17 protein-coding genes are annotated in these 20739 nt (G+C 44.7%); 1 reads left to right on the top strand and 16 read right to left on the bottom strand.

Annotated elements, in window-relative coordinates:
- Positions 1-142: 142 nt before the first annotated feature.
- The 14 genes from CSQ89_RS12455 to CSQ89_RS12390 all read right to left on the bottom strand — a co-directional run bounded on the left by CSQ89_RS12455 (position 143) and on the right by CSQ89_RS12390 (position 16078).
- A complete protein-coding gene (locus tag CSQ89_RS12455) occupies positions 143-1177 on the bottom strand; it encodes an MraY family glycosyltransferase (RefSeq protein WP_099406478.1) in 1035 nt (344 codons plus the stop codon).
- Entirely contained in the window at positions 1174-2136 is a 963-nt protein-coding gene (locus CSQ89_RS12450; RefSeq protein WP_099406477.1) for a UDP-glucose 4-epimerase family protein, read from the bottom strand. The genes CSQ89_RS12455 and CSQ89_RS12450 overlap by 4 nt, the downstream gene beginning before the upstream one ends.
- 114 nt (positions 2137-2250) lie before the next feature.
- The gene (locus CSQ89_RS12445; protein ID WP_099406476.1) at positions 2251-3372 is read right to left on the bottom strand and encodes a glycosyltransferase; all 1122 of its coding nucleotides are present in this window, start codon (positions 3370-3372) and stop codon (positions 2251-2253) included.
- Positions 3360-4307: a hypothetical protein gene (locus tag CSQ89_RS12440; RefSeq protein ID WP_139022919.1), complete on the bottom strand. Its 948-nt coding sequence runs from the start codon at positions 4305-4307 to the stop codon at positions 3360-3362. The genes CSQ89_RS12445 and CSQ89_RS12440 overlap by 13 nt, the downstream gene beginning before the upstream one ends.
- A 314-nt stretch (positions 4308-4621) precedes the next feature.
- On the bottom strand, positions 4622-5536 hold the full coding sequence (locus tag CSQ89_RS12435; protein ID WP_099406474.1) for a glycosyltransferase: 915 nt from the start codon (positions 5534-5536) through the stop codon (positions 4622-4624).
- Entirely contained in the window at positions 5533-6798 is a 1266-nt protein-coding gene (locus CSQ89_RS12430) for an oligosaccharide flippase family protein (RefSeq protein ID WP_099406473.1), read from the bottom strand. Before CSQ89_RS12430 ends, CSQ89_RS12435 begins: the two co-directional genes overlap by 4 nt.
- Positions 6779-7912: a dTDP-4-amino-4,6-dideoxygalactose transaminase gene (gene rffA, locus CSQ89_RS12425; RefSeq protein ID WP_099406472.1), complete on the bottom strand. Its 1134-nt coding sequence runs from the start codon at positions 7910-7912 to the stop codon at positions 6779-6781. Before rffA ends, CSQ89_RS12430 begins: the two co-directional genes overlap by 20 nt.
- Positions 7909-8820 (bottom strand): methionyl-tRNA formyltransferase, encoded by a 912-nt coding sequence (locus tag CSQ89_RS12420; protein WP_139022920.1) that lies wholly within the window; start codon positions 8818-8820, stop codon positions 7909-7911. The genes rffA and CSQ89_RS12420 overlap by 4 nt, the downstream gene beginning before the upstream one ends.
- Before the next feature lie 63 nt (positions 8821-8883).
- Entirely contained in the window at positions 8884-10041 is a 1158-nt protein-coding gene (locus CSQ89_RS12415) for a GumC family protein (RefSeq protein WP_099406470.1), read from the bottom strand.
- 9 nt (positions 10042-10050) lie between these two features.
- Positions 10051-12579, bottom strand: coding sequence for an SLBB domain-containing protein (locus CSQ89_RS12410; protein WP_099406469.1), 2529 nt, complete (start codon positions 12577-12579; stop codon positions 10051-10053).
- A gap of 205 nt (positions 12580-12784) precedes the next feature.
- Complete coding sequence (locus CSQ89_RS12405; protein ID WP_099406468.1) at positions 12785-13426, bottom strand: site-2 protease family protein; 642 nt, start codon at positions 13424-13426, stop codon at positions 12785-12787.
- Positions 13427-13491: 65 nt separating this feature from the next.
- Positions 13492-14511, bottom strand: a complete 1020-nt coding sequence (galE, locus tag CSQ89_RS12400) for a UDP-glucose 4-epimerase GalE (protein WP_099406467.1) — start codon at positions 14509-14511, stop codon at positions 13492-13494.
- The gene (locus CSQ89_RS12395; protein ID WP_099406466.1) at positions 14511-15143 is read right to left on the bottom strand and encodes an L-threonylcarbamoyladenylate synthase; all 633 of its coding nucleotides are present in this window, start codon (positions 15141-15143) and stop codon (positions 14511-14513) included. The genes galE and CSQ89_RS12395 overlap by 1 nt, the downstream gene beginning before the upstream one ends.
- Before the next feature lie 77 nt (positions 15144-15220).
- The gene (locus tag CSQ89_RS12390) at positions 15221-16078 is read right to left on the bottom strand and encodes a 3',5'-nucleoside bisphosphate phosphatase (protein ID WP_099406465.1); all 858 of its coding nucleotides are present in this window, start codon (positions 16076-16078) and stop codon (positions 15221-15223) included.
- A gap of 402 nt (positions 16079-16480) precedes the next feature.
- On the opposite strand from CSQ89_RS12390, the gene CSQ89_RS12385 reads away from it, so the two are divergent.
- Positions 16481-17716 carry a cyanophycinase gene (locus CSQ89_RS12385; RefSeq protein ID WP_233203137.1) on the top strand — a complete coding sequence of 412 codons (1236 nt, stop codon included), beginning with the start codon at positions 16481-16483 and terminating at the stop codon, positions 17714-17716.
- A 15-nt stretch (positions 17717-17731) separates the two neighbouring features.
- Here the strand turns inward: CSQ89_RS12385 and CSQ89_RS12380 are convergent, their stop codons facing one another.
- A complete protein-coding gene (locus CSQ89_RS12380) occupies positions 17732-19105 on the bottom strand; it encodes a phosphomannomutase CpsG (RefSeq protein ID WP_099406464.1) in 1374 nt (457 codons plus the stop codon).
- 76 nt (positions 19106-19181) lie between these two features.
- Entirely contained in the window at positions 19182-20588 is a 1407-nt protein-coding gene (locus CSQ89_RS12375; RefSeq protein ID WP_186293400.1) for a mannose-1-phosphate guanylyltransferase/mannose-6-phosphate isomerase, read from the bottom strand.
- Between the last annotated feature and the right edge of the window lie 151 nt (positions 20589-20739).

Raw genomic sequence — 20739 nt, 5'->3', positions numbered from 1 at the left:
TGACCTATTTTGATAACCACAAGGTGTCAAAATTGAAAAAAACGTCTGCTATTACCCTCACTTCATCAAAACATTAACTAATTTCACTCTTTGAAATATCGAGTCAGACACAGCATGCTAATGATAACAATCTCCACCAATATCACCTTTCCATCACTTCTTGTAGCTCACTTGCACCTGCCTTGAAATAAAAAGCCATACCAATAAGTGGAAGGTAAGCAAACAACATCCCCAAAAATCCATCCAGATACCCTTTTCCAATTATTATTGCAATTGGCAGCAACCACACAAGATTAATAAATGACACACCTAAACTTACTGGTCTATGCGCCTTCATCAAACGCGATAAATACTGATATGCATGACTACGGTGAGCCTCATGAATTTTATGGCCCCGCAGTACTCGACGCAACAATGTAGTCGTAGAATCCACCACGAAAACACCAAGCAAAACTAACCATGCCCAAAATAATTCTGGTTGTACCCGTGCTGCAATAATTGGCAAGATACCCAATGTTATTCCCAAAAAACCACTTCCTGCATCCCCCATAAAAATACGAGCGGGGGGAAAGTTCCAACATAAAAATCCCGCTACAGCAGCAATTAATAACGCCGGCAGTACCCATGCAATACTATTAGGTTCTGTCAACCAATACAGTACGATACCACCTAAGCAGACTGTAATCGCTTCCAAGCTAGCTAGGCCATCAATACCATCCATAAAATTATATAGATTCAACATCCAAATAAGATAAATTATCGTTACCAAATGCCAAAACCAATTTGGCTCTATCAATAATCCAAATACGACAAGAGGTGGCATCCCACCCAACCATGCCAAAGCCCAACTTGCACCCAAACAATGCGCCATCAAGCGCCATCGCGCCGCAATATGACCACGATCATCGAGAAAACCAACCAAGGACACCCAAAAACCAGTCCCAACTAAAGCTAATAGTACGCTGGAAGAGATTATTTCCGCCAACCAAAGAACAGGTAATGCTCCCAAAAACGTTAATACAATGGCGATACCGCCTCCTCGTGGCGTAGCTACTAAATGAGAGCTACGTTCATTTGGGACATCCATAATTTTTCTATCTAATGCATAGCGCCATAGCATACCTGTCAGTTTAAAAGACAAGCTAAACTCTAATATTACTAATATAAATGTACTCATTTTTCTTCGTTCAAAAAATGTTGAACTGTATCCTGAAGAGATCGGCTGATAGCAACCGGAGGCCTCCATCCCAACAGATCAACGGTATTAGATATATCAACCTGAAGCGAACCGCATAGTCGATTTCCAATACCTCTCTTGCCACACACAGCTGTAAGCATGATAAGAACTGAAGAAGGAATCGGAATCAATCTAGGCGTTTTACCCAATGCTAAACCTATAGATTTTACTAATTGAGTAGTAGATAGGTCATGGCCATCACTAACAAAAAATGTTTGATTTGCAGCTAGTGGACATTTAATACAATGCGTGATCAAATCTACCAAATTATCCAATGCTACTAAACTACGCTTATTATTAATCGTCCCTAGAGGCAAAGGAATACCATTGGAAATACATCGCATTAAACTTCGGAAATTTGCTTTTACTCCTGGACCATAAACCAATGGTGGACGAATAATTACCACATCCATCCCGGTATTATTAGCAACTATTCGTAAGTCACGTTCCGCTTCCATTTTTGAAATGCCATATGCATCCATTGGTGCAGGTAAATCTATGATCGTATACGGCTTACCTAAAACAGTCTCTTCACCATTTACTTTGACAGAACTAATATATATAAAACGCCGAACACCCGCTGCCGCAGCTTGTTTAGCAAGACTAATAGTTCCCTCAACATTAGCACGACGAAACTCAGCAAGAGAATTTGCGGAAGTCTCATTCATAATATGAACACGTGCTGCAGTATGGACAACAACTTCTACATTTTTCAACGCAACGGTCCAAGAAGTAGTCAAGCACAAACCATCAACCATCACATAGTTTACGCCAGTAACTGGGCTTAATATAGGTTGACGAATCGCACCACGCACTGTGTATTCTGATGTTTCGACAAGATGAGCGGACAGTGCATGTCCAACAAAGCCGTTTGCTCCTGTAATTAATAAAGCACTCATATCATAAATACTCAAATAAAATTTGAAAACGAGAACAGGTTTAAATATATCAGTTAATACGATTTAGATATAAGGCTAGATGCCTTATATCTATAAAATCTCAAAAAATATTACCTAATACTCAGCCACCTGTAATTCATACAAATAGTCAGAAGAAAAGCATTTCAATGTACGGCTATAAGCAGCCTCTCCCATATTCAGTATTTTCATTGGCTCACTAATAAATGAATGCATAGCAGCGTATAGCTCTTCTGTATTACCACTTGAAACTAATAAACCAGTCTCTCCGTCTACTACGGAATCAGACAGGCCACTTATTCTCGTTCCGATACAAGGTCGCTTCAAAGCAGCAGCCTCGATTACAACTGATCCAAACCCTTCTCTATAACTAGGGAGGCAAAAGACATCTGCAGCAATAATATACTTTTCTGGTTCAGAAGTTGCGGGGATGAGAACGATATTATCACAATTTAATTGCTTTATTTTTTCGTCTAATTCTCCATTTGTTTCATCTGGCCCTACAAGAATTAAAAAAATAGATGAGTCCACTCTCATCAATTTCATAAATGATGTAATTAAATTAAATACACCTTTATCTCTACACTTCCTACCCACAAAAATATAAACAATGCCACTTACACCTAACTCATTACGCATGTTCTCTCTACTTCTCATAAGAGACTCGTAATTAAAACGTTTAAAATCAACACCGGAAAGCGACCCATACCCCAAATATGGTAAAGCCTTACCATTTTTCGATATTCCATTATCTAATAAATAACTTGATTGAGATCTACTATCGGTATATGATCTTGTAGTAAGAAAGACAATTAATCTATCAATGCTAATAAGCACTTTTCTTTTCAGCCCACTCTCTTCGCTCCATACTTGGCCCGTAAATGTATGTATCCGAGTTGGGACCTTACAAATAAAACCAGCAAGAGAGGAAATAAGACCAGCTTTTGGCATAATGGAATGAATAATTAAAGGTTTCTTATTTATAATAAGAAAAATAAGTTTTATTAAGCATAAAAAATCTCTAACCACTGAAATCTTCCGCGAAATATCAAGATCAATCCACTTAATTCCTGGATAGAGCTTATGGTTAACTCTTGAAACATTATTGCCCACTACATAAATATCAAAATCTGTGGCGCCATTTATTAGGAAATTTCTTAAGTGAAAATCAACAACTTCAGCTGAAGTGATTACCCTAAAAATTCTTACTTTTGCCACGCTATTGCTCCTACTCGCTTCATATATACAAATGCTAAAAATATCCCAAAAAATTGAGTGGCATCAACAAAACCTTTCAAATTCGAGATTATTAAGAAAATGAAAAAATAATATGGTATCTTGCTAAGAAAAGACTTAGGCAGACATATGCCAGTTGTTATTGTCCAAACAAATTGAATGAACGTGATCATACCGATAATTCCGACATAGAAAATCAACCTTAGATATCCAACATCAGTATTCATATAATATTCCCCCTTAACAGGATCAAAAAACCTGCCATCACCAAAAATGTAAGTTAAATGATTATCCGGCAATATATACATAGTTAACAAATGTTCGGTAGAAGCCGTGGTAGCTTCTCCTGCCTCAAAATATGAGAATAGGAATTCAAAGCCCCATCTGATAATATCAGAGTCTAATAAAGCTGAGACATCCGTAGTAGACATCACTAGCAATAAGAAAATAAATATTACTAAAATAAGTTGAGAAATAAATTTAATAAACTCTCGTCTTCCCTTTAATAAGATATATAGCAATGATAAAAATATAGCAACTAACGATGACCTAGCTATAAGGAAACTTATTAATGCCACTAATAACCACCAAAGAGTAAATGTAAAATTAATTCTTTGTTTATCATGCACCATGAAAGCAGTTAAGCTTAACAAATACAAGCCGAATATTATACCACCGCCAAAATTTGCAATACCGACTCCAATTAGTCTAAATCCAATAGTTGCTTCTTGAACAGATTGAGACAATGAATCAGTGTATAGATACTGGCTTGTTGAGTTTAATGTTTCAGGATTTAAAAAAAATATAATTATAATTCCTACCTGAATAAAAAAAGCCCCATTAACCATTGTAAATATATCATACTCGCTACTTACTTCACTAAGTCTCGACACTAAATCAATGAGTGGGAATGCCAATATAAGATATACCAATCTCGAAGTAAAAAATGAAGCTCCGGAACTATCAAACTCTTGATTCACTATTGTCGATATAAGCCATATGCATAGAAATAACCCCAGCGCGACATATGACCTCCATCCACGTAATATGGATTGAGTCAATTTTGGATTTATTATTAACCACGCCACTAACGGTCCAACAATAACAGGGACAGGTCCAATATTAAGTCTAACCGTAAATACATAAAGGAATATAATAAGCACAGCACTTATATACATTACATGCCGTTTCATTTGCATGTACAGCGCATGTAGTCTGCTTAGCGACATATCTATCGAATTCTTTCTTTGGGTGCAACCCCAATTCTTATTTTTATTGCATTAAATAGTAAGCGGCAATCAAAATATTGAACATGTTTTATTAAGAAGAAAAATGCACTAAATTCAAAATGCTTACATGACTTCACTGTTGAAATAAAATTTATTAAGTAACATACATAAAGATGCTTCTTTAAATTTGAATATAAATCGAAATAATGTTTAATGTCTTCAAAGACGATCTTGAACGCCTTTAGTCTGCCAAGACGCGTCGAAGTATATGATTTTTCACTTGGATTACATCTGTATTCCATAAGTACTTTATTTAAATACATTCCACTTCCGGAAAATAGAGATTCCATTGCAAAAAACCATTCCATAAATGGTCGATTCATTGTATAGGTTTTTCTAGATGACTTTCGATATGCATAACTTCCATGAACAGCAATAGTTCCCCAATGAGCCAAATCTTCTATTGAAAAGATTTGCTCATACTCTTTCGGTTGAAATGGCCAACCGGTTTCAGAAACATACTCTAAATCATCTGAAAAATATTTGGCGCGATGTAATACTAAATTTACATTAGGAAACCTTTGAAATAAATTATATTGTTCTTGTAACTTCCCAGGCAACATTATGTCATCACCATCAAAATGGAAAACAACCTCGCCATTTGCCCGCTGATGCAAATCTAGGTAGTTTTTATCTGCACCAATATTACTACTCCTTAGTATAGCTTGTATCCTACTTGGGTAGCTTTCAGCTAGTTTACAAACTATTGACGCAGTCTTATCAAGTGAACAGTCATCAGCAACAATAATTTCAAATTCAAAATTAGTCTCTTGAGAAAGTATACTCTGCAGTGCATCTTCTATATATTTCTCTTGATTGTAACAAGATACAACAACAGTTGCGTCGATACGATTCATAAGTCAGTCCGAATAACAATTCTAAAGGTAGCCATCATAAGCAGAAAATAAGCTATTGATATTACTGGTAAAGAAAGGAAAACAGATGAAAATCCAAAAATCTCTGTAATACTGAACACAGATGCAATATAAATAGCCATCTGCAGTACTTCAAATATAATGACAGTCTTAGACTTTGCTCTCGAAATCAACACAAACCCTAAACCATAAGCCATTAGTTTAAAATAGTCCGCAAATAACATGTATCCTATATTATCGATTACCAATTTAAAATCAGGACTTAGTATTAACTCAACAAAAAACTCAGACAACACATAGACACAACAACCAACCGGTATATATATAATAGATATATATCTCAACATTTTCCACGTATGTATAAGTACTAAATCGGAACTCAAGATAGAAAACTTTGGTACAAAATAAGCCGAGAAAATTGCGATAAACAAGCTTGTATATGCAGCTGAAATTCTTAGTGCCCCCTGCCAATTTCCAACAAAATCAACCCCAGAAAGAGTTAGTAGGTGCTTTCTGACCAAAAAATCAGCCAATGGCATAGCAACTACGCTTACACATTGCATTAATGAAAAATTAACTAACTTGCCTATTCTAAATGGCGAACTATTTACTATAGTAAAATTGCTCCATATTTTAATTTTAATTAGCACAATAATTAAAGAAAGTACAGGTACTGCTGAAAAAAACAAAATTGAAAATTGAGCTCCCTTGTAGTTGTCAATAGAAATCAATTCATGAGTCATCCATACTGCCAACAATGATCCTATGCTAATAGAAATACATGCGGACCAATACTTTTTTAATCCATTCAATATCCCAATACCAACTACATATACCGATGTAGCTAAGTATGAAATGGATAGCGTTAAAATAACTTGTAGATTGGAAAATTGTAAGAAAAATATGTCTTTAAAATATATCGCAAGTAATGAAAATAGCAATACGGCTACAGCTATAGAAATAACAACGTATTTGTAGAGAGCCGTATAAAAAGATATAAGTTGCTCGTTATTATCACTATACTCAGCAACATACTTTGCTATGGCATTTGAAACTCCTCCCGCAGAAAAAGATAACATCAGGGTTGCAAGCATCATTAGATTTGCAAGCCGCCCAACACCGTGAGCACCTAAAGATACTGCAATGGCTTTAATTAAAAAAAGCCCTGCCATTAGCCTAGAGAAATGCCCCAAAAGAATTGGGGCTGCAATATTTAAGAGTATACTACTTCGTAAAAAATTCATGAATTACATCTATTACTTTATCAACTTCATCATCAAGCAATTCATAGTACATCGGCAGCCGAACCAGACAGTCAGAAAATCTATCGCAGTTAGGCAATGCCCTGCCATCCGTCTGGGTTAAGAAAAACTGACTTGTATGCAGCGCAATATAGTGAAATACCGCATGCACACCTTTCGATTTTAAATATGCAATTAAACTACTACGTTCATCTACAGACTTGCATACTAAGTAGAACATATGTGCATTATTAGTAGCCCCGAAAGGGATATTAGGTAACTCAAAATTGCCTTTATCCGCTAAAGACCGAAGTCCAGTATGATAAGCCTCCCATATAGCTTTTCTCCGATTTTGAATAACACGAAGATTTTCAAGTTGAGCATACAGATAAGCAGCGATCAATTCCGAGGGTAAAAAGGAAGAGCCAATATCGACCCAGCCATATTTATCAACCTCTCCTCGAAAAAAAGAGGAACGATTTGTGCCTTTCTCACGAATCACTTCAGCACGGCTAGTGTATTGAGTATCATTTATAGCGAGCATCCCTCCTTCTCCTGAGATAATATTTTTAGTCTCATGAAAGGAAAAAGCTCCAAATGTTCCAATGCTACCCAATGGAATATCTTTATAATATGAGTCAATAGCCTGTGCCGCATCTTCAACAATAGGTATTCTATGTTGATTTGCAATATTTACAATAGTATCCATGTCACAAGCTACGCCCGCATAGTGAACTACAACAATTGCTTTTGTTTTTGGTGTAACTAAACTCTCTATGGCAGCGGGAGAAATGTTTGGATTATCATCACAACTATCAGCAAAAACTAGCTTTGCTCCGCGCAAGACGAACGCATTTGCTGTAGATACAAATGTAAAAGAAGGTAATATAACCTCATCGCCTGGTTTTATATTCAACAATATCGCTGCCATCTCCAAGGCATCAGTACAAGATGTCGTTAGAAGTGCCTTTTTGAAGCCGAACTCTAATTCAAAGTATTCATGACATTTCTTTGTGAAAATTCCATCACCAGATATTTTCCCTGATCGCACTGCATCCGCGATATATACTAGCTCTCTACCATGCAGATACGGTTTATTAAATGGTATATTCGTCATTTAAATCGTGTCCTAAATTTATTCATCTTAAAGACTTCTCCACTCTCAGTCAAAACACTGTTAAGCTGAAGTAATCCTTCACCGCAGACAACTACGGGGTTACCATTTTTTGTTTTAAAAATAATCTTTCCTGGCATCCTATTTTCTATATGTACATCCGCAACTGCAGAAGCCGATTGAACTCGAAGTAGTTGGTTATCTACAGTTGTAGTTGCTCCTAAATATGGAAATCCTACACAATTAATAAAGTGCTCAATATCAACCGCTCTCTGAGACCACGTAATTTTGTAATCCTCATCATCGCGCCATAAGCTGTAACTGGCTTCTGCATGAGACTGCGGTAAAGTAATTAATGTTCTTGAATTGATCTTTAAAATAATAGTCTTCACTAAGCTAGCATATAACTCAGATACAGTATCAATCATCTCACCAATTGATACTGGATAGCTAACCGAAATAGACTCTTGGTGGTATATATCACCTACATCGTATTCTGATGCTCCAACTAACGCCGTAACCCCTACTTTTGCCTCTCTGTTCAAAAGTGCATTTACCAAAGGAGCAAATCCTCGATACTTTGGCAAAAGAGAGTCATGGAAAACAATTATTTTATTTTCATTCACATTTCGAATCATTCTCTGCCAACCCGCAGCAATTATGTAGTCATATTCTGAGTCTGGCTCTGATGGATATATGTGATATGGAATTTTACTTTTAATACATAGAGTCACCATGTCATTTGAATAGTCGTTAGCCACATTTGCATCACGCCCAATTATTACTTCAACATGTAAGCCTGCTTCTATAAACTCCACGGCTCCTACTAAAGTCAGATATCCTTTCTTCCCAGTTAAATAGAGTCTGATCGCTGATGAAATCATCGCACTTCCTAATAAATGAAACTTCACACTATATCTCGTATTATTTAAATAATACGAGATATACAAAAAGATAGTTTAATTAATAATTCATTATATGCTTCTCGCCGTTCTATTTGGGGTAAGCCATAGAACTCGAAAGAAAACTAAAAATATCGCAAATAAAATACCCAGTACTATACTTAGCATAATAATGATCATTCGCTTAGGCTTTGACTCTCGCTCTGGAGGTACCGCAGCATCCAACACTTGAATTACCGACCCATCATTCGCTTCATCTAGGCGCGCAATCTCGAATTGTTTAGCAAGCATTTCCATTAGCACTTCGTTGTATTTTACTTCCCGTAACGCTCTTATATATTCCAATCCTGCACCAGGCGCAGCCGAACGCGGTAAAAATGCTTTATCATCATCGGACTGATTACCCAACATTTGTGCTAGTTGTGTACGTAATCCACTTAGTGCAGCTTTCTCTCGTTGAAACTCGGGATTTTCCTCTGTCATACCTTGACGCATACCAGATATCAGTACAGTTTTTGCCGCAATCTCTGCGCGAAGACTTGCTACCGCTTCAATAATTACCTTTCCTTGAGCTTCCAGCTGCAAAATACCTGTTCGCGCCTGAACCGCCACCAACTTTGCTTCCGCACTGGTCAAATGTTCTTTAGTCGACATCATTTGGCGCTCAAAATATAATCTACGCTGCGCCGTTACTCCAATCGCGAGCGTACTACTAACTTGTCGAAGCGCCACAACATAGGCATTCGCCATTGCTGCCGCACGTTTTGGATCCTCGTCATCTACCTTGATCGTTATTAGGGTATCTTTACCCGCAGATACATCCGTTATATCTCTCAATTTTCGGATGGTATCGTCACGACCCGTCGCTTTATAGAGTTTTTCCAGATCAAACTGCTTGATCAACTTCTCAGCCACAGTACGACTCTTAATCATACTGACGTAAATTTCATTCGGGCTTTTCAAACCCAGTGCCGCCCCAGCACCTCCTGCAAGCCCCCCAAGCTGCGATAACATTGCAGATGCAGTAGATTGTTGCTGCTGAGGAGGCAGAATAACAACTTGCCCCGTATATACATTAGGTAACAGCAAAGCAACCACGACTGCTGCCATTGTCACTACGCCTGTCACCGCAGCAATTAAACGGCGGTCTAACCAAAGTGTTTTAATGAGATCAGATAACGAGATTTCCTCATTACGCATTTCTGGTTCGCGTTCTGTTAGGTTGGTCATTTTAATCTCTTACTTAATTGTCTTAAGCGCAGCCGCACCTAAAGCAAATTGGTAAATAATTTGCGACCAATCCTTCAACTCGCGCATCCATGAAATTTTATTGAAGTCTTCAGGCACGACAATTGTGTCCCCTGGCATAACCTCAGTTCCACGGAATCCGCCAAAGAAGCCAGCATTCCGACTGTTATGTACCGAACCATCAGCACGAATCACAAATGTGTCATTTTCATCAGCGGTACGAGTAGCACCACCCGCTTGAGCGATATAATCGGTAAGACGTTTGCTAGACTTATGAATGTAGGCATTTTGGCTATAAACCGAACCTTGCACCAAAACAAACCCTGGCTTAGCCGGTATATAGAGACGATCGCCATCTTCCAAAGGTAAATCGGGAAGCTGCTCCAATCCACGTGCATCCGTAGGCATTTCCAATACGATACGTCCAGTTACTGGTGTTCTACGAAGCTTAGCTACCAATGCTTGTTGGGCTTCCTGATCCGCCTTTAACGTGGCTTGTGCTTCTGCAGAAATAGCGCTACTCGCTTTCTGCGAGGCTGATCGCTGAACTTCCTGTTCCAGACGATCAGCCAATTCTTGTAGCTTGACCTCCTGCATCTTACGGGCAGATTCTCGATTGAGCTCTGCCCCAAAAAGATATGCGCTGTTTGTAAGCCCACCTACACGACCGACTAGTTGACGCAGCGTTTCGCCTGCTTGGACACGATATACACCAGCATTTGCCACTTCCCCTTCCAAGCGAACAAAGCGAGTCTGTTTTTCTGACGGGGCTACAATATCGCGTTTAGAAAAAACAGTTATCGTATCACCTGGCTGCAGCAAAACATTTTGTGTTGGATCGCGATCCAATACTGCTTTGCCTAAATTGAAAGGAACGAGATCAGTGGATAAATCCCTCGCTTGACGTTCAATAACGGCATAATCCCAATTCACCTCAAGATTATTGCGGCTCAATTCCTCACGGAATTTGCTTTGCCCTGTTTTTGCGTTGGACTGACCTATTGACGCCATATCTTCAGATTGATACTTACTTGTGCTAGTGCGGCTATTGTCTGCGTCATTACCAATCAGCTGACCAGCCATCACATCACTATCCGCTTGGCTATTAGCATTATTAGATAAGGGGTTTTTAATTCCATTACTACTGTTCTGCGAACCACTCATTGACCGAGCTAAGGGCATTTGATTTGATGTATTCGAATCAATCAATGGCGTAGCAGCTAACCAGCTCTGACTTTGCCCACTGCGATTTCGACTGACCCAATAGTCAGGCACAATTAAGGCATTGCGATCTGGAATTACATCGCTAACACGCATACCTTCACGCCATGGAAAACGCATAGGTTGCGCAACATTCCCATGAAGGGTAATTGAATTTTCCAGGCGCGGAGACACTGCATATACATTGACTACATCGCCATCTTGTACAGAGTTAGCCAACTCACTGGCATTCAGCTGAAACTCAGCCACTTTACGAGCCTGTCGCTCAGAGATGCGCTCTACTGTCACTTTCTGCCCTGCAGCTGCGGTAGATAAACCACCGGCCCAATCCAAAAGATCTTTCAAAGAATTATTAGGCTTGGCTTCATATACAGCGGGGCGATTGACACTGCCATACACAGCGACTTGCTTGCCTACAGAAGGGATATAGATCACATCTCCCGGCAACAAACGGGCATCATTAGATTTATCACCAGATACAATCAAGTCATATAAATCAAAAGTTGTGACTACTTTGCCACCGCGCTTTAACTGAATAGCACGCATCGAACCATTTGCAGAAGGTCCACCTGATGCGAATAAGGCATTCACCAATGTACTTAACGAACTAACAGTGTAACTACCCGGGCGCTTGGCTTGACCAACCACAAAAATCTGAATAGAGCGTAATTGCCCCATGCTGACCGTGAGATCAAAATTCTTATAGATTCGTCCGACAGCTGATTTAATTAGCGGGACAACCTCTTCGTAATGCAGACCGCCAACATTCAGATTACCTACTTTAGGGATGAATATGGACCCGTTCCGACCAACTACGGCGGTGACATCAATATCCACTTGGCCCCAGCCACGTACAAGTAACTCATCCCCCGGCCCAACCACATAGTCTGCCGTTACCGGCACTCCATCTAAGGGGGCAAAAGTGCTAGGTACCCCCTCAAACATGTCTTGTCCAAAAATTGGTAGATTTTGTCCTGTTGTAATGGCGACTAAATTCTGAAATTCATTCGGTTTGACTGGCTGTGAAAGAAGCCGCGATCCAATTTCTTCGACAGACCGGTCACTGCGTGCGGTATCCGACCTATTCTTACTTATCAACGCATTATTAAATGCAGTAGGCTTAGATGCCGGTAACCCACTGGCATCCCGTACATTGCCCCGACCGTTGTCTCGACCAAGCCCCTGCATACCTGCTGGCAAAGCATAATTGCCACCTATATCTTCTGCCTGAGCAAGGGAAGACAGTACAGCGAGAATCAGCAATGGCGCTGCGTGGCGCAGGTATTTCGGAAACATCATGTGGCGGCCAGTCAAGATTAATTAAAAATGAATATACAAAAACAGAAGAATAGTGCCGCGCTGAAGGTTTACAAGAAAGCCACAACTCGACGGATAATAAACGCTATACCACGCTTGCGATGAAGCGGTCATTACAAATGATGCACCACTATTTCAGCAAGACCTCACAGCCATCTAGCGTAAAAAGTGATCTATCTTGGTTCAGCTAAAGAAACAGCGAGAAAAACTCAAAGACTGCTCCCAAAAAGGGTCGCATGATACCTGAGAGTACACCTGTTGCCATCAAGCCTAGAAGGATAAATATGCCGTAAGGCTCAATTTTGGCAACGAAATTTGCTTCCCTATTGGGTAGCAACGATACAAGAATTCGTCCACCATCGAGTGGCGGAAGAGGCAATAAGTTCAAAACAAGCAGTGCAACATTGATTTGGACACCAGCCTGAGCCATATAAAACAAAGGCTCTTGATATATTGACCCTGCTAGCGCACTAGGCAGCTTCAGTACAAATACCCAGCTTAACCCCATAAGGAAGTTCGATGCAGGGCCGGCTGCTGCCACCCACAACATGTCTGACTTGGGGTTCTTCAGATTGCGGTAGTCAACAGGTACTGGTTTAGCCCAGCCAAATAAAAATCCACCCAACATCAGGGCAAGCGCAGGCACCAACAAAGTACCGATAGGATCGATATGCCTAAGCGGATTAAGGCTAAGCCTACCCATCATTTCAGCAGTGCGGTCACCCAGGCGCTTAGCCGCATAACCATGGGCAGCTTCATGCACCGTAATCGCAAACAACACCGGCAAGGCGTATATCGCGATTTTTTGGATTAAATTCCAGTCATCCACGTCTTGGTTCCAGTGACAAAATCTACTTACAAAGCAAGTTATGCGAACTCGACAGGATACTTCATTTACTCCGCAACGTAGCCTTGGGGATTACGAGATTGCCAACGCCAACTATGCGCACACATAGCCTCCAGCCCTAGTTCAGCGCACCAGCCGATTTCCCGCATGGCTGCATCAGGGTCTGCATAACAGGTGGCAATATCACCAGGACGGCGGGATGTGACTTGGTATGGTATGGGCCGACCGCTTGCTGTTTCGAAGGCTCTGATCATTTCCAACACGGAGTAGCCTGTGCCCGTACCCAGATTCAAAGTCAGCAGGCGCGGCTTTGACAGTAGCGCCTCCAAAGCACGCAAATGGCCAAGTGCGAGGTCCATCACGTGGATATAGTCACGTACACCCGTACCATCGGGAGTGGGGTAGTCATTCCCAAATACAGACACCACTTCTCGCCGCCCACCAGCCACTTGGGCAACATAAGGCATTAGATTATTCGGAATACCGCTAGGGTCTTCGCCAATCTCGCCACTGGGGTGCGCGCCAACCGGGTTGAAATAGCGCAATAAAGCAATGCCCCAATCCGCTTGAGCATGATGGTGATCACGTAGGATCTCTTCCACCATAAGCTTGCTACGGCCATAGGGGTTGGTAGGGCTGGTGGGAAAGTCTTCACGAATTGGTACCGTCGCTGGGTCGCCATACACGGTAGCAGATGAACTGAATACCAGGGTTTTAACCTTACGCCGCGCCATCACCCGCAAAAGCGCCAAACTGCCATTGACGTTGTTGTCGTAATAGTCGAGTGGTTTCTCCACTGACTCACCCACAGCCTTCAAACCGGCAAAGTGGATCACCGCGTCAAAAGCATGCTCAGCAAAGACACTCTCCAGCGCAATCTCATCGCGTACGTCTAACTGGTGGACCACTATGGGTTGACCCGTAAGCCGGGACACCCGATCAAGCGAGATGGGTTTGCTGTTGCAATAGTTATCTACCACAACTACTTGATAACCGGCTTCAAGCAAGACAAGACAGGTATGAGACCCGATATAACCGGCACCGCCAGTAAGCAGGACTTTCTTCATTAAGATACTCCTAAACCAAAAACACTCGGATCACCAGCGCCAAGCCGTATCAGCACCGGGTCATCATCCGTCAAATCGATTACCGTGGTCACACCAGCACCACAATGGCCTGCATCCACCACAGCATCGACCTCGTGTTCAAGGCGCTCGTTGATTTCCCAACCCTCGGTAGGCGGCCACGCTTCACCGGGCAACAACAAACTTGAGGAAAGCAAAGGTTCACCCAACGCTTCCAATAAAGCATGAGCCACTGCATTGGATGGCACCCTCAGGCCAATGGTGGAACGTTTGGCGTGCATCACCCTGCGTGGTACTTCGCGGGTAGCCTGCAGGATGACGGTATACGGACCCGGCATGGCGCTCTTCAAATAGCGGTATTGACGATTATCGACTTTGGCGTAGGCCGCCAGCTCCGATAGATCGCGGCAAACCAGCGTGAAGTGATGCTTATCATCCACTTGGCGAATGCGCCGAATACGTTCAAGCGCATCTTTGTCACCTAATTGGCAGCCAAGCGCAAAACAGGACTCTGTAGGGTAGACGATGACACCGCCGGAACGAATGATCTCAACAGCTTGGTTGATAATGCGCGGCTGGGGATTATCTGGATGGATGGGAAGGTAATAGGCCATGTCGGCTCAGATTGTGCAACGCAGCGCCTATTGGCTCAAGACGTTCTAGGCTAACAAGCAACTGACTGCGACCAAAATCAGGCAGTATCCCACACGCTATCGCTTATCCAACGCTGCCATATCGGCATGGGGCCCACCGGCATATCAGGCAAGATACCGGGCTCACGCGCACCTTCGCCAGTAGCGTGGTAGTCAGAACCCGCAGACGCCAATAAACCATGCTTTTCGGCCAATTGGGCATAACGCTCGAAATCTACGGGATTATGGCTGCCCGAAACCACTTCAATACCCTCGCCACCCGCAGCTTTAAACTCGTCGATGAGTTCGCCCATGGTTTGACGGCCAAATTCATAACGTCCCGGATGGGCGATCACGGCCACCCCACCTGCCGCCCTTATCCACCCTACCGCATCCGGCAAGCTAGCCCATTGGTGTGAAACATAACCAGGCTTACCACGTGCCAGATAGCGCTTGAATACGCCTTTCATATCCTTGGCCAAACCGCGTTCGATCAGATGCCGGGCGAAATGGGCGCGGCCTATCATTTCCGGGTTATCGGCAAATTTACGCGCGCCTTCCAGCACACCAGATACCCCCACCGATGCCAGTGCTGCATCCATGCGTACCGCACGCTCATCACGGCCATGCCTCACACTGGCCAAGCCCTCCAGCAAGATGGGATGAGCGGGGTCAAACCCCAAGCCAATGATATGTAAAGTGTGCTTACGCCAACTGACTGACACTTCAACACCGGGCAGAAATTGCATGCCCAGCTTGTTTGCCTCGTCTGCCGCATCTGCCAGACCCCGCACATCGTCATGGTCGGTGAGTGCGAATAACTTGCAGCCACGGGCGTGGGCACGCGCCACGACCTCACGGGGCGGCAACATACCGTCAGAGATATTTGAATGGGCGTGCAGATCAACGGGCAACATGGTGATTCCTCCAATAAGCGAGTTTATCAGAGCACGCCTCTCCCCCCAGTTTAGCCACACCTTGGCGAGGTGCTGGCAAGAAAATTGATTTGCAAACAAGGCGATCCAGCATGCCCCTATTCTTTTGCAAAGTAACACCAAACTCGTCCCAGCATTGCCTAGAATTTACTGAAGTCACAGCAATTGTGATGCGACAAGTCTAATCAGAGGCGCCCTAAGAAACCTGTTTACGATCTTACTGCGCAGCTGTGATCAGCGCTCATGTGCTGCTCGAAATCCTCATGTACCAAAGTACATGCCGGTTTCTGTGCTGTACTTCACCCTGCTGACAGCTGCTCGTGATAGATCGGAAACAGGTTCTAAGCTGCCTTGCCTGCATTTACTGCACAACAGGAAACAAGCATGACCTCCCTACAACGCTGGCTTGCTACCCCCATGGTGCTCGCACCGACACTCCTGAACCCCTCCATGGCACAGAGTACAGATGGCTCACTCGTGATGATCGGCGGCGCACTCCGCTATGACAACGCCGAAGTCTGGCAACGGGTAGTGACACTAGCTGGTGGCCGAGGGGCAAAAATCGCCGTATTTGGTACGGCTGCTGAAAACCCAATGCGCTCTGCCACCAATGCCATCGCTGCTTTGAACAAAGCGGGGGCTGAAGCCTTTTTTGTGCCAATAGGCTTGAGGCAGATCGACATTGACTACAAGGCGGCCGTACACAGTCCACAACTGGTCAAGCAGGTAGCTTCGGCCAATGGCATCTATTTTACGGGGGGTGACCAGCTACGCATTGTCCAGGCGCTTTATGACGACAAAGGCCGCAATACTCCCGTTTTGGATGCCGTCTGGGCTGTATATCGCAAGGGCGGCGTCATTGCGGGTACATCGGCGGGTGCCGCCGTTATGTCGACCAGCATGTTTGGCGACCCGAAAGACCCGCTGACCATGCTGAAAAATGGTATGTACGAAGGCAAGGAAACTGCCCGCGGCCTCGGTTTCATCGGGCCCGACGTCTTTGTGGACCAGCACCTGCTCGTCAGAGGCCGTTTCGCCCGGATGCTTCAGATCATGCAAATGTGGGGCTACCAACAAGGCGTCGGCATCGACGAGAATACAGCAGTAGTGATGCGCGGCCTTGATGCGGAAGTCATCGGTTATCGCGGGGCTCTGGTGGTAGACCTGAGCGAGTCAAGCAGCGACAACAAGCTGCCTGCCTTCAATATCCGTAACGCCAAGCTCAGTTATCTGGACCATGGCGATCGGTACAACTTCGGCAGCAAAACACTGACACCCGCCCCTTCCAAAGCCACCGAACCGCGGGTGGACCCCAACGATACCAACTACACACCCTATTACCAGACCCGCAATTTTGCGCCCAATATTCTCGGCAACAGCACCGTGGTCGAGGTAATGAGCAACCTCATCGACAATACTCACCAAGAGACAATTGGCCTGGCCTTTGGTGATCCAAATGACGAAAAACCGGAACTCGGGTTTGAGTTCCGGTTCCGCAAGGGAAAAGACAGCATGGGCTGGTATGCCGGCAGCGCAGCCGGTGAAGACTATACGGTCGCTAATATCTACGTTGACGTGACACCGGTACATTTCAACCATCCACTCTACCGGCCCTATTGAAACGAAAACCCTGGCTTATACGCTACCACCCAACAATGCCAAAATGGCTTCTGTCTTTTGTTGCATCAAGGAGATGTCCCCTCGCGACTCGACATTAAGCCGTACTACCGGCTCGGTATTGGATGAGCGCAGGTTAAAGCGCCAGTTGGTAAATTCAAGGCTGATGCCATCCGTACGGTCGATCTGGATAGCTAGAGGCGCATAGTGAGCTTCCACGCGGGCAATAGCAGCCTCGGCGTCTTCCAAGCGCCGATTGATTTCACCGGAGGATGGAAAGCGAGCAATACGCTCGCTGACCATACTCGACAACGGTTGTTGTTTGACGGAAAGCAACTGGGCTACCAGCAGCCACGGGATCATGCCGCTATCGCAATAGGCAAAATCGCGAAAATAATGGTGTGCGCTCATCTCACCGCCATAGACCGCATCCTCCAGCCGCATACGTTCCTTGATAAAGGCATGACCGGTCTTGCATAGGACCGGTGTACCCCCTGCCGATTCGACCACTTCGATCGTATTCCAGGTCAAGCGGGGATCGTGAATGATTTTCTGCCCAGACTTGCGTTGCAGGAACGCCTCGGCCAACAAGCCAACGATGTAATATCCTTCGATAAATTCACCGCGCTCATCAAACAAGAAACAACGGTCGAAGTCACCATCCCAGGCAATCCCCATGTCGGCGTGGTGCTTACGTACAGCATCAGCCGTATCGGCACGATTTTCTGGTAGCAATGGGTTGGGAATACCATTGGGGAAATGGCCGTCGGCTTCGTGATGCACCTTGATGAACTCGACCGGCACCTTGAGACGAGCAAATTCAGTTTCGATCTGATCGATAACGTGGCCAGCTGCGCCATTGCCGGCATTGACCACCAAGCGCAATGGCTTGAGCTTGGCTGGGTCGATATAAGTCAGCAGGTGGGCCACATAGCCATCAAGAATGGACTGCTGACGCAAACTGCCGCGCTGCCCGGGTGCTGGGAACACCATTGACTCAGCCAAGTTACGTATTGCCACCAAACCCGTATCGCCACTAATAGGTTGTGCTCCCCTACGCACCAGCTTCATGCCGTTGTAGTCCATGGGATTATGGCTGGCCGTCACCTCAATACCACCATCCACATCAAGGTGGAAGGCGGCAAAATAGACTTCCTCCGTCCCCACCATACCAATATCGATGACATCAACCCCCGCATCCATCAAGCCATTGGCCAGCGCCTGCTTGAGTGACTCGCTACTCAGCCGTACATCGCACCCCAGCACCACCCGTTTGGGTTGCAGGTGGGCGGCATAGGCACGGCCAACACGGTAGGCAATCTCTTCATTGAGTTCGTCGCCAAGGCGACCGCGAATATCATAGGCCTTGAAACAGCTGAAGGATCGAGTCATTGCGGATCAAATAGGTTAGCAGTGGAAACAAATGTGGGCAGACAAGATACCCACTGATCATGGATTGATAACAGCGTTAACGGCGACCGTAGGTATCTTCAAAACGAACGATGTCATCCTCGCCCAGATAAGCGCCCGACTGTACCTCGATCAACTCCAGCATCAGCTTGCCTGGGTTTTCCAAGCGATGGGTTGTACCCAAGGGGATGTAGGTGGACTGGTTTTCGCTCAGCAGGCTGACCGTTTCACCGCAAGTCACTTTGGCGGTGCCACTCACCACAATCCAATGCTCGGCACGGTGGTAATGCATCTGTAATGACAAGGCCGCTCCGGGTTTCACTTCAATGCGTTTGACCTGGAATCGACCACCAGCGTCAATCCCTTCGTAGCTACCCCAGGGCCGATACACCTTGCGGTGGGTGGCGCATTCGCTACGTCCATTGGCTTGCAGGACCTCGACGATCTTCTTGACTGACTGGGCCTTATCCTTATGGGCGACAAGGACTGCATCGGCCGTCTCAACAATCACCAAGTCCTGCACACCCACTACCGCTACCAATCGACTACCCGCATGTACCAGACAGTCATGGCTATCTTCCATCACCACATCGCCCACCAACGCATTGCTGTTGGCATCTTTGGGCAGGATGTCGGCCAGGGCAGCCCACGAACCAATATCACTCCAACCGATATCCGCAGCGACTACCGCACCTAGCTGGGTATGCTCCATCACGGCGTAATCAATCGAATCGCTAGGACAGGCTTCAAACGCCGCCTTGTCCAAACGGGTGAAATCAAGATCCTGCTCAGCGCCGGCCACCGCCGCTTCAATCTTTTCCAGCATCGCCGGTTGCAAGCGTTTTAACTCAGCCAGAAAAGCATCCGCACGGAACAGAAACATGCCGCTGTTCCAATAATGATCACCCGCGTCGAGCATTGCTTGCGCACGTTCGCTATTAGGTTTCTCAATAAAACGTTGAATCGCATGCAAGCCACCCGCTGTAGCTTCTCCACGTTGGATATAGCCATAACCCGTATGGGGGGAGTCGGGCACGATACCGAATGTAACCAGCTTGCCTGCCGCCGCGGCTGGGAGCGCTTGCTCTATACAGGCATGAAAGGCCGGCTGGTTATGAATTTCATGATCGCTGGCCAGTACCAACAGAATCGCTTCGGCATCGGATTGCAATGCCAGAAGCGCACCGGCGGCAATGGCCGGGGCCGTATTACGGGCAGCAGGCTCCAGCACCATATGAGCGGGCTTAACACCGGTAGCACGACATTGTTCAGCCACCATAAACCGGTGCTCTGCATTCGTGACCAAAATAGGTGCACCGGCGTGCGATGGAATTCGAGCCAGGGTTTGTTGCAGTAAGGAGGTTTCGCCTGTCAGAGCCAGAAACTGCTTTGGATAGGCGCTGCGCGACAAAGGCCAAAGCCGGGAACCACTCCCACCACAAAGCACCAGAGGAACCATGGGCATCAAGATTTTCTCCAACTTTATTATTGACTGATGTTACGCAGTAGCTGCGAGAAGCAGCTGTAACTGATCATAAGCCGCGCGGGAGGCGTTGATCAGTAACTTGCGGCAAAGTGCGAATGGGTTCTTCTGCGTCTTGATGCTCAGGCATTCA

Source organism: Chitinimonas sp. BJB300 (assembly GCF_002735695.1).
In the GTDB taxonomy this organism is placed as follows: Bacteria; Pseudomonadota; Gammaproteobacteria; order Burkholderiales; family Chitinimonadaceae; genus Chitinimonas.
The sequence above is the reverse complement of the archived record's forward strand: the minus strand, read 5'-3'. Positions and strand labels throughout refer to the sequence as shown.

Coding starts and splice junctions, on each gene's coding strand:
- rffA (WP_099406472.1), bottom strand. CDS start 7,912: ATGACGAATATACCATTTAATAAACCGTATCTGCATGGTAGAGAGCTA.
- CSQ89_RS12395 (WP_099406466.1), bottom strand. CDS start 15,143: ATGGCCTATTACCTTCCCATCCATCCAGATAATCCCCAGCCGCGCATT.
- galE (WP_099406467.1), bottom strand. CDS start 14,511: ATGAAGAAAGTCCTGCTTACTGGCGGTGCCGGTTATATCGGGTCTCAT.
- CSQ89_RS12435 (WP_099406474.1), bottom strand. CDS start 5,536: ATGAATCGTATCGACGCAACTGTTGTTGTATCTTGTTACAATCAAGAG.
- CSQ89_RS12375 (WP_186293400.1), bottom strand. CDS start 20,588: ATGCCCATGGTTCCTCTGGTGCTTTGTGGTGGGAGTGGTTCCCGGCTT.
- CSQ89_RS12410 (WP_099406469.1), bottom strand. CDS start 12,579: ATGATGTTTCCGAAATACCTGCGCCACGCAGCGCCATTGCTGATTCTC.
- CSQ89_RS12390 (WP_099406465.1), bottom strand. CDS start 16,078: ATGTTGCCCGTTGATCTGCACGCCCATTCAAATATCTCTGACGGTATG.
- CSQ89_RS12380 (WP_099406464.1), bottom strand. CDS start 19,105: ATGACTCGATCCTTCAGCTGTTTCAAGGCCTATGATATTCGCGGTCGC.
- CSQ89_RS12450 (WP_099406477.1), bottom strand. CDS start 2,136: ATGAGTGCTTTATTAATTACAGGAGCAAACGGCTTTGTTGGACATGCA.
- CSQ89_RS12430 (WP_099406473.1), bottom strand. CDS start 6,798: ATGAATTTTTTACGAAGTAGTATACTCTTAAATATTGCAGCCCCAATT.
- CSQ89_RS12415 (WP_099406470.1), bottom strand. CDS start 10,041: ATGACCAACCTAACAGAACGCGAACCAGAAATGCGTAATGAGGAAATC.
- CSQ89_RS12385 (WP_233203137.1), top strand. CDS start 16,481: ATGACCTCCCTACAACGCTGGCTTGCTACCCCCATGGTGCTCGCACCG.
- CSQ89_RS12455 (WP_099406478.1), bottom strand. CDS start 1,177: ATGAGTACATTTATATTAGTAATATTAGAGTTTAGCTTGTCTTTTAAA.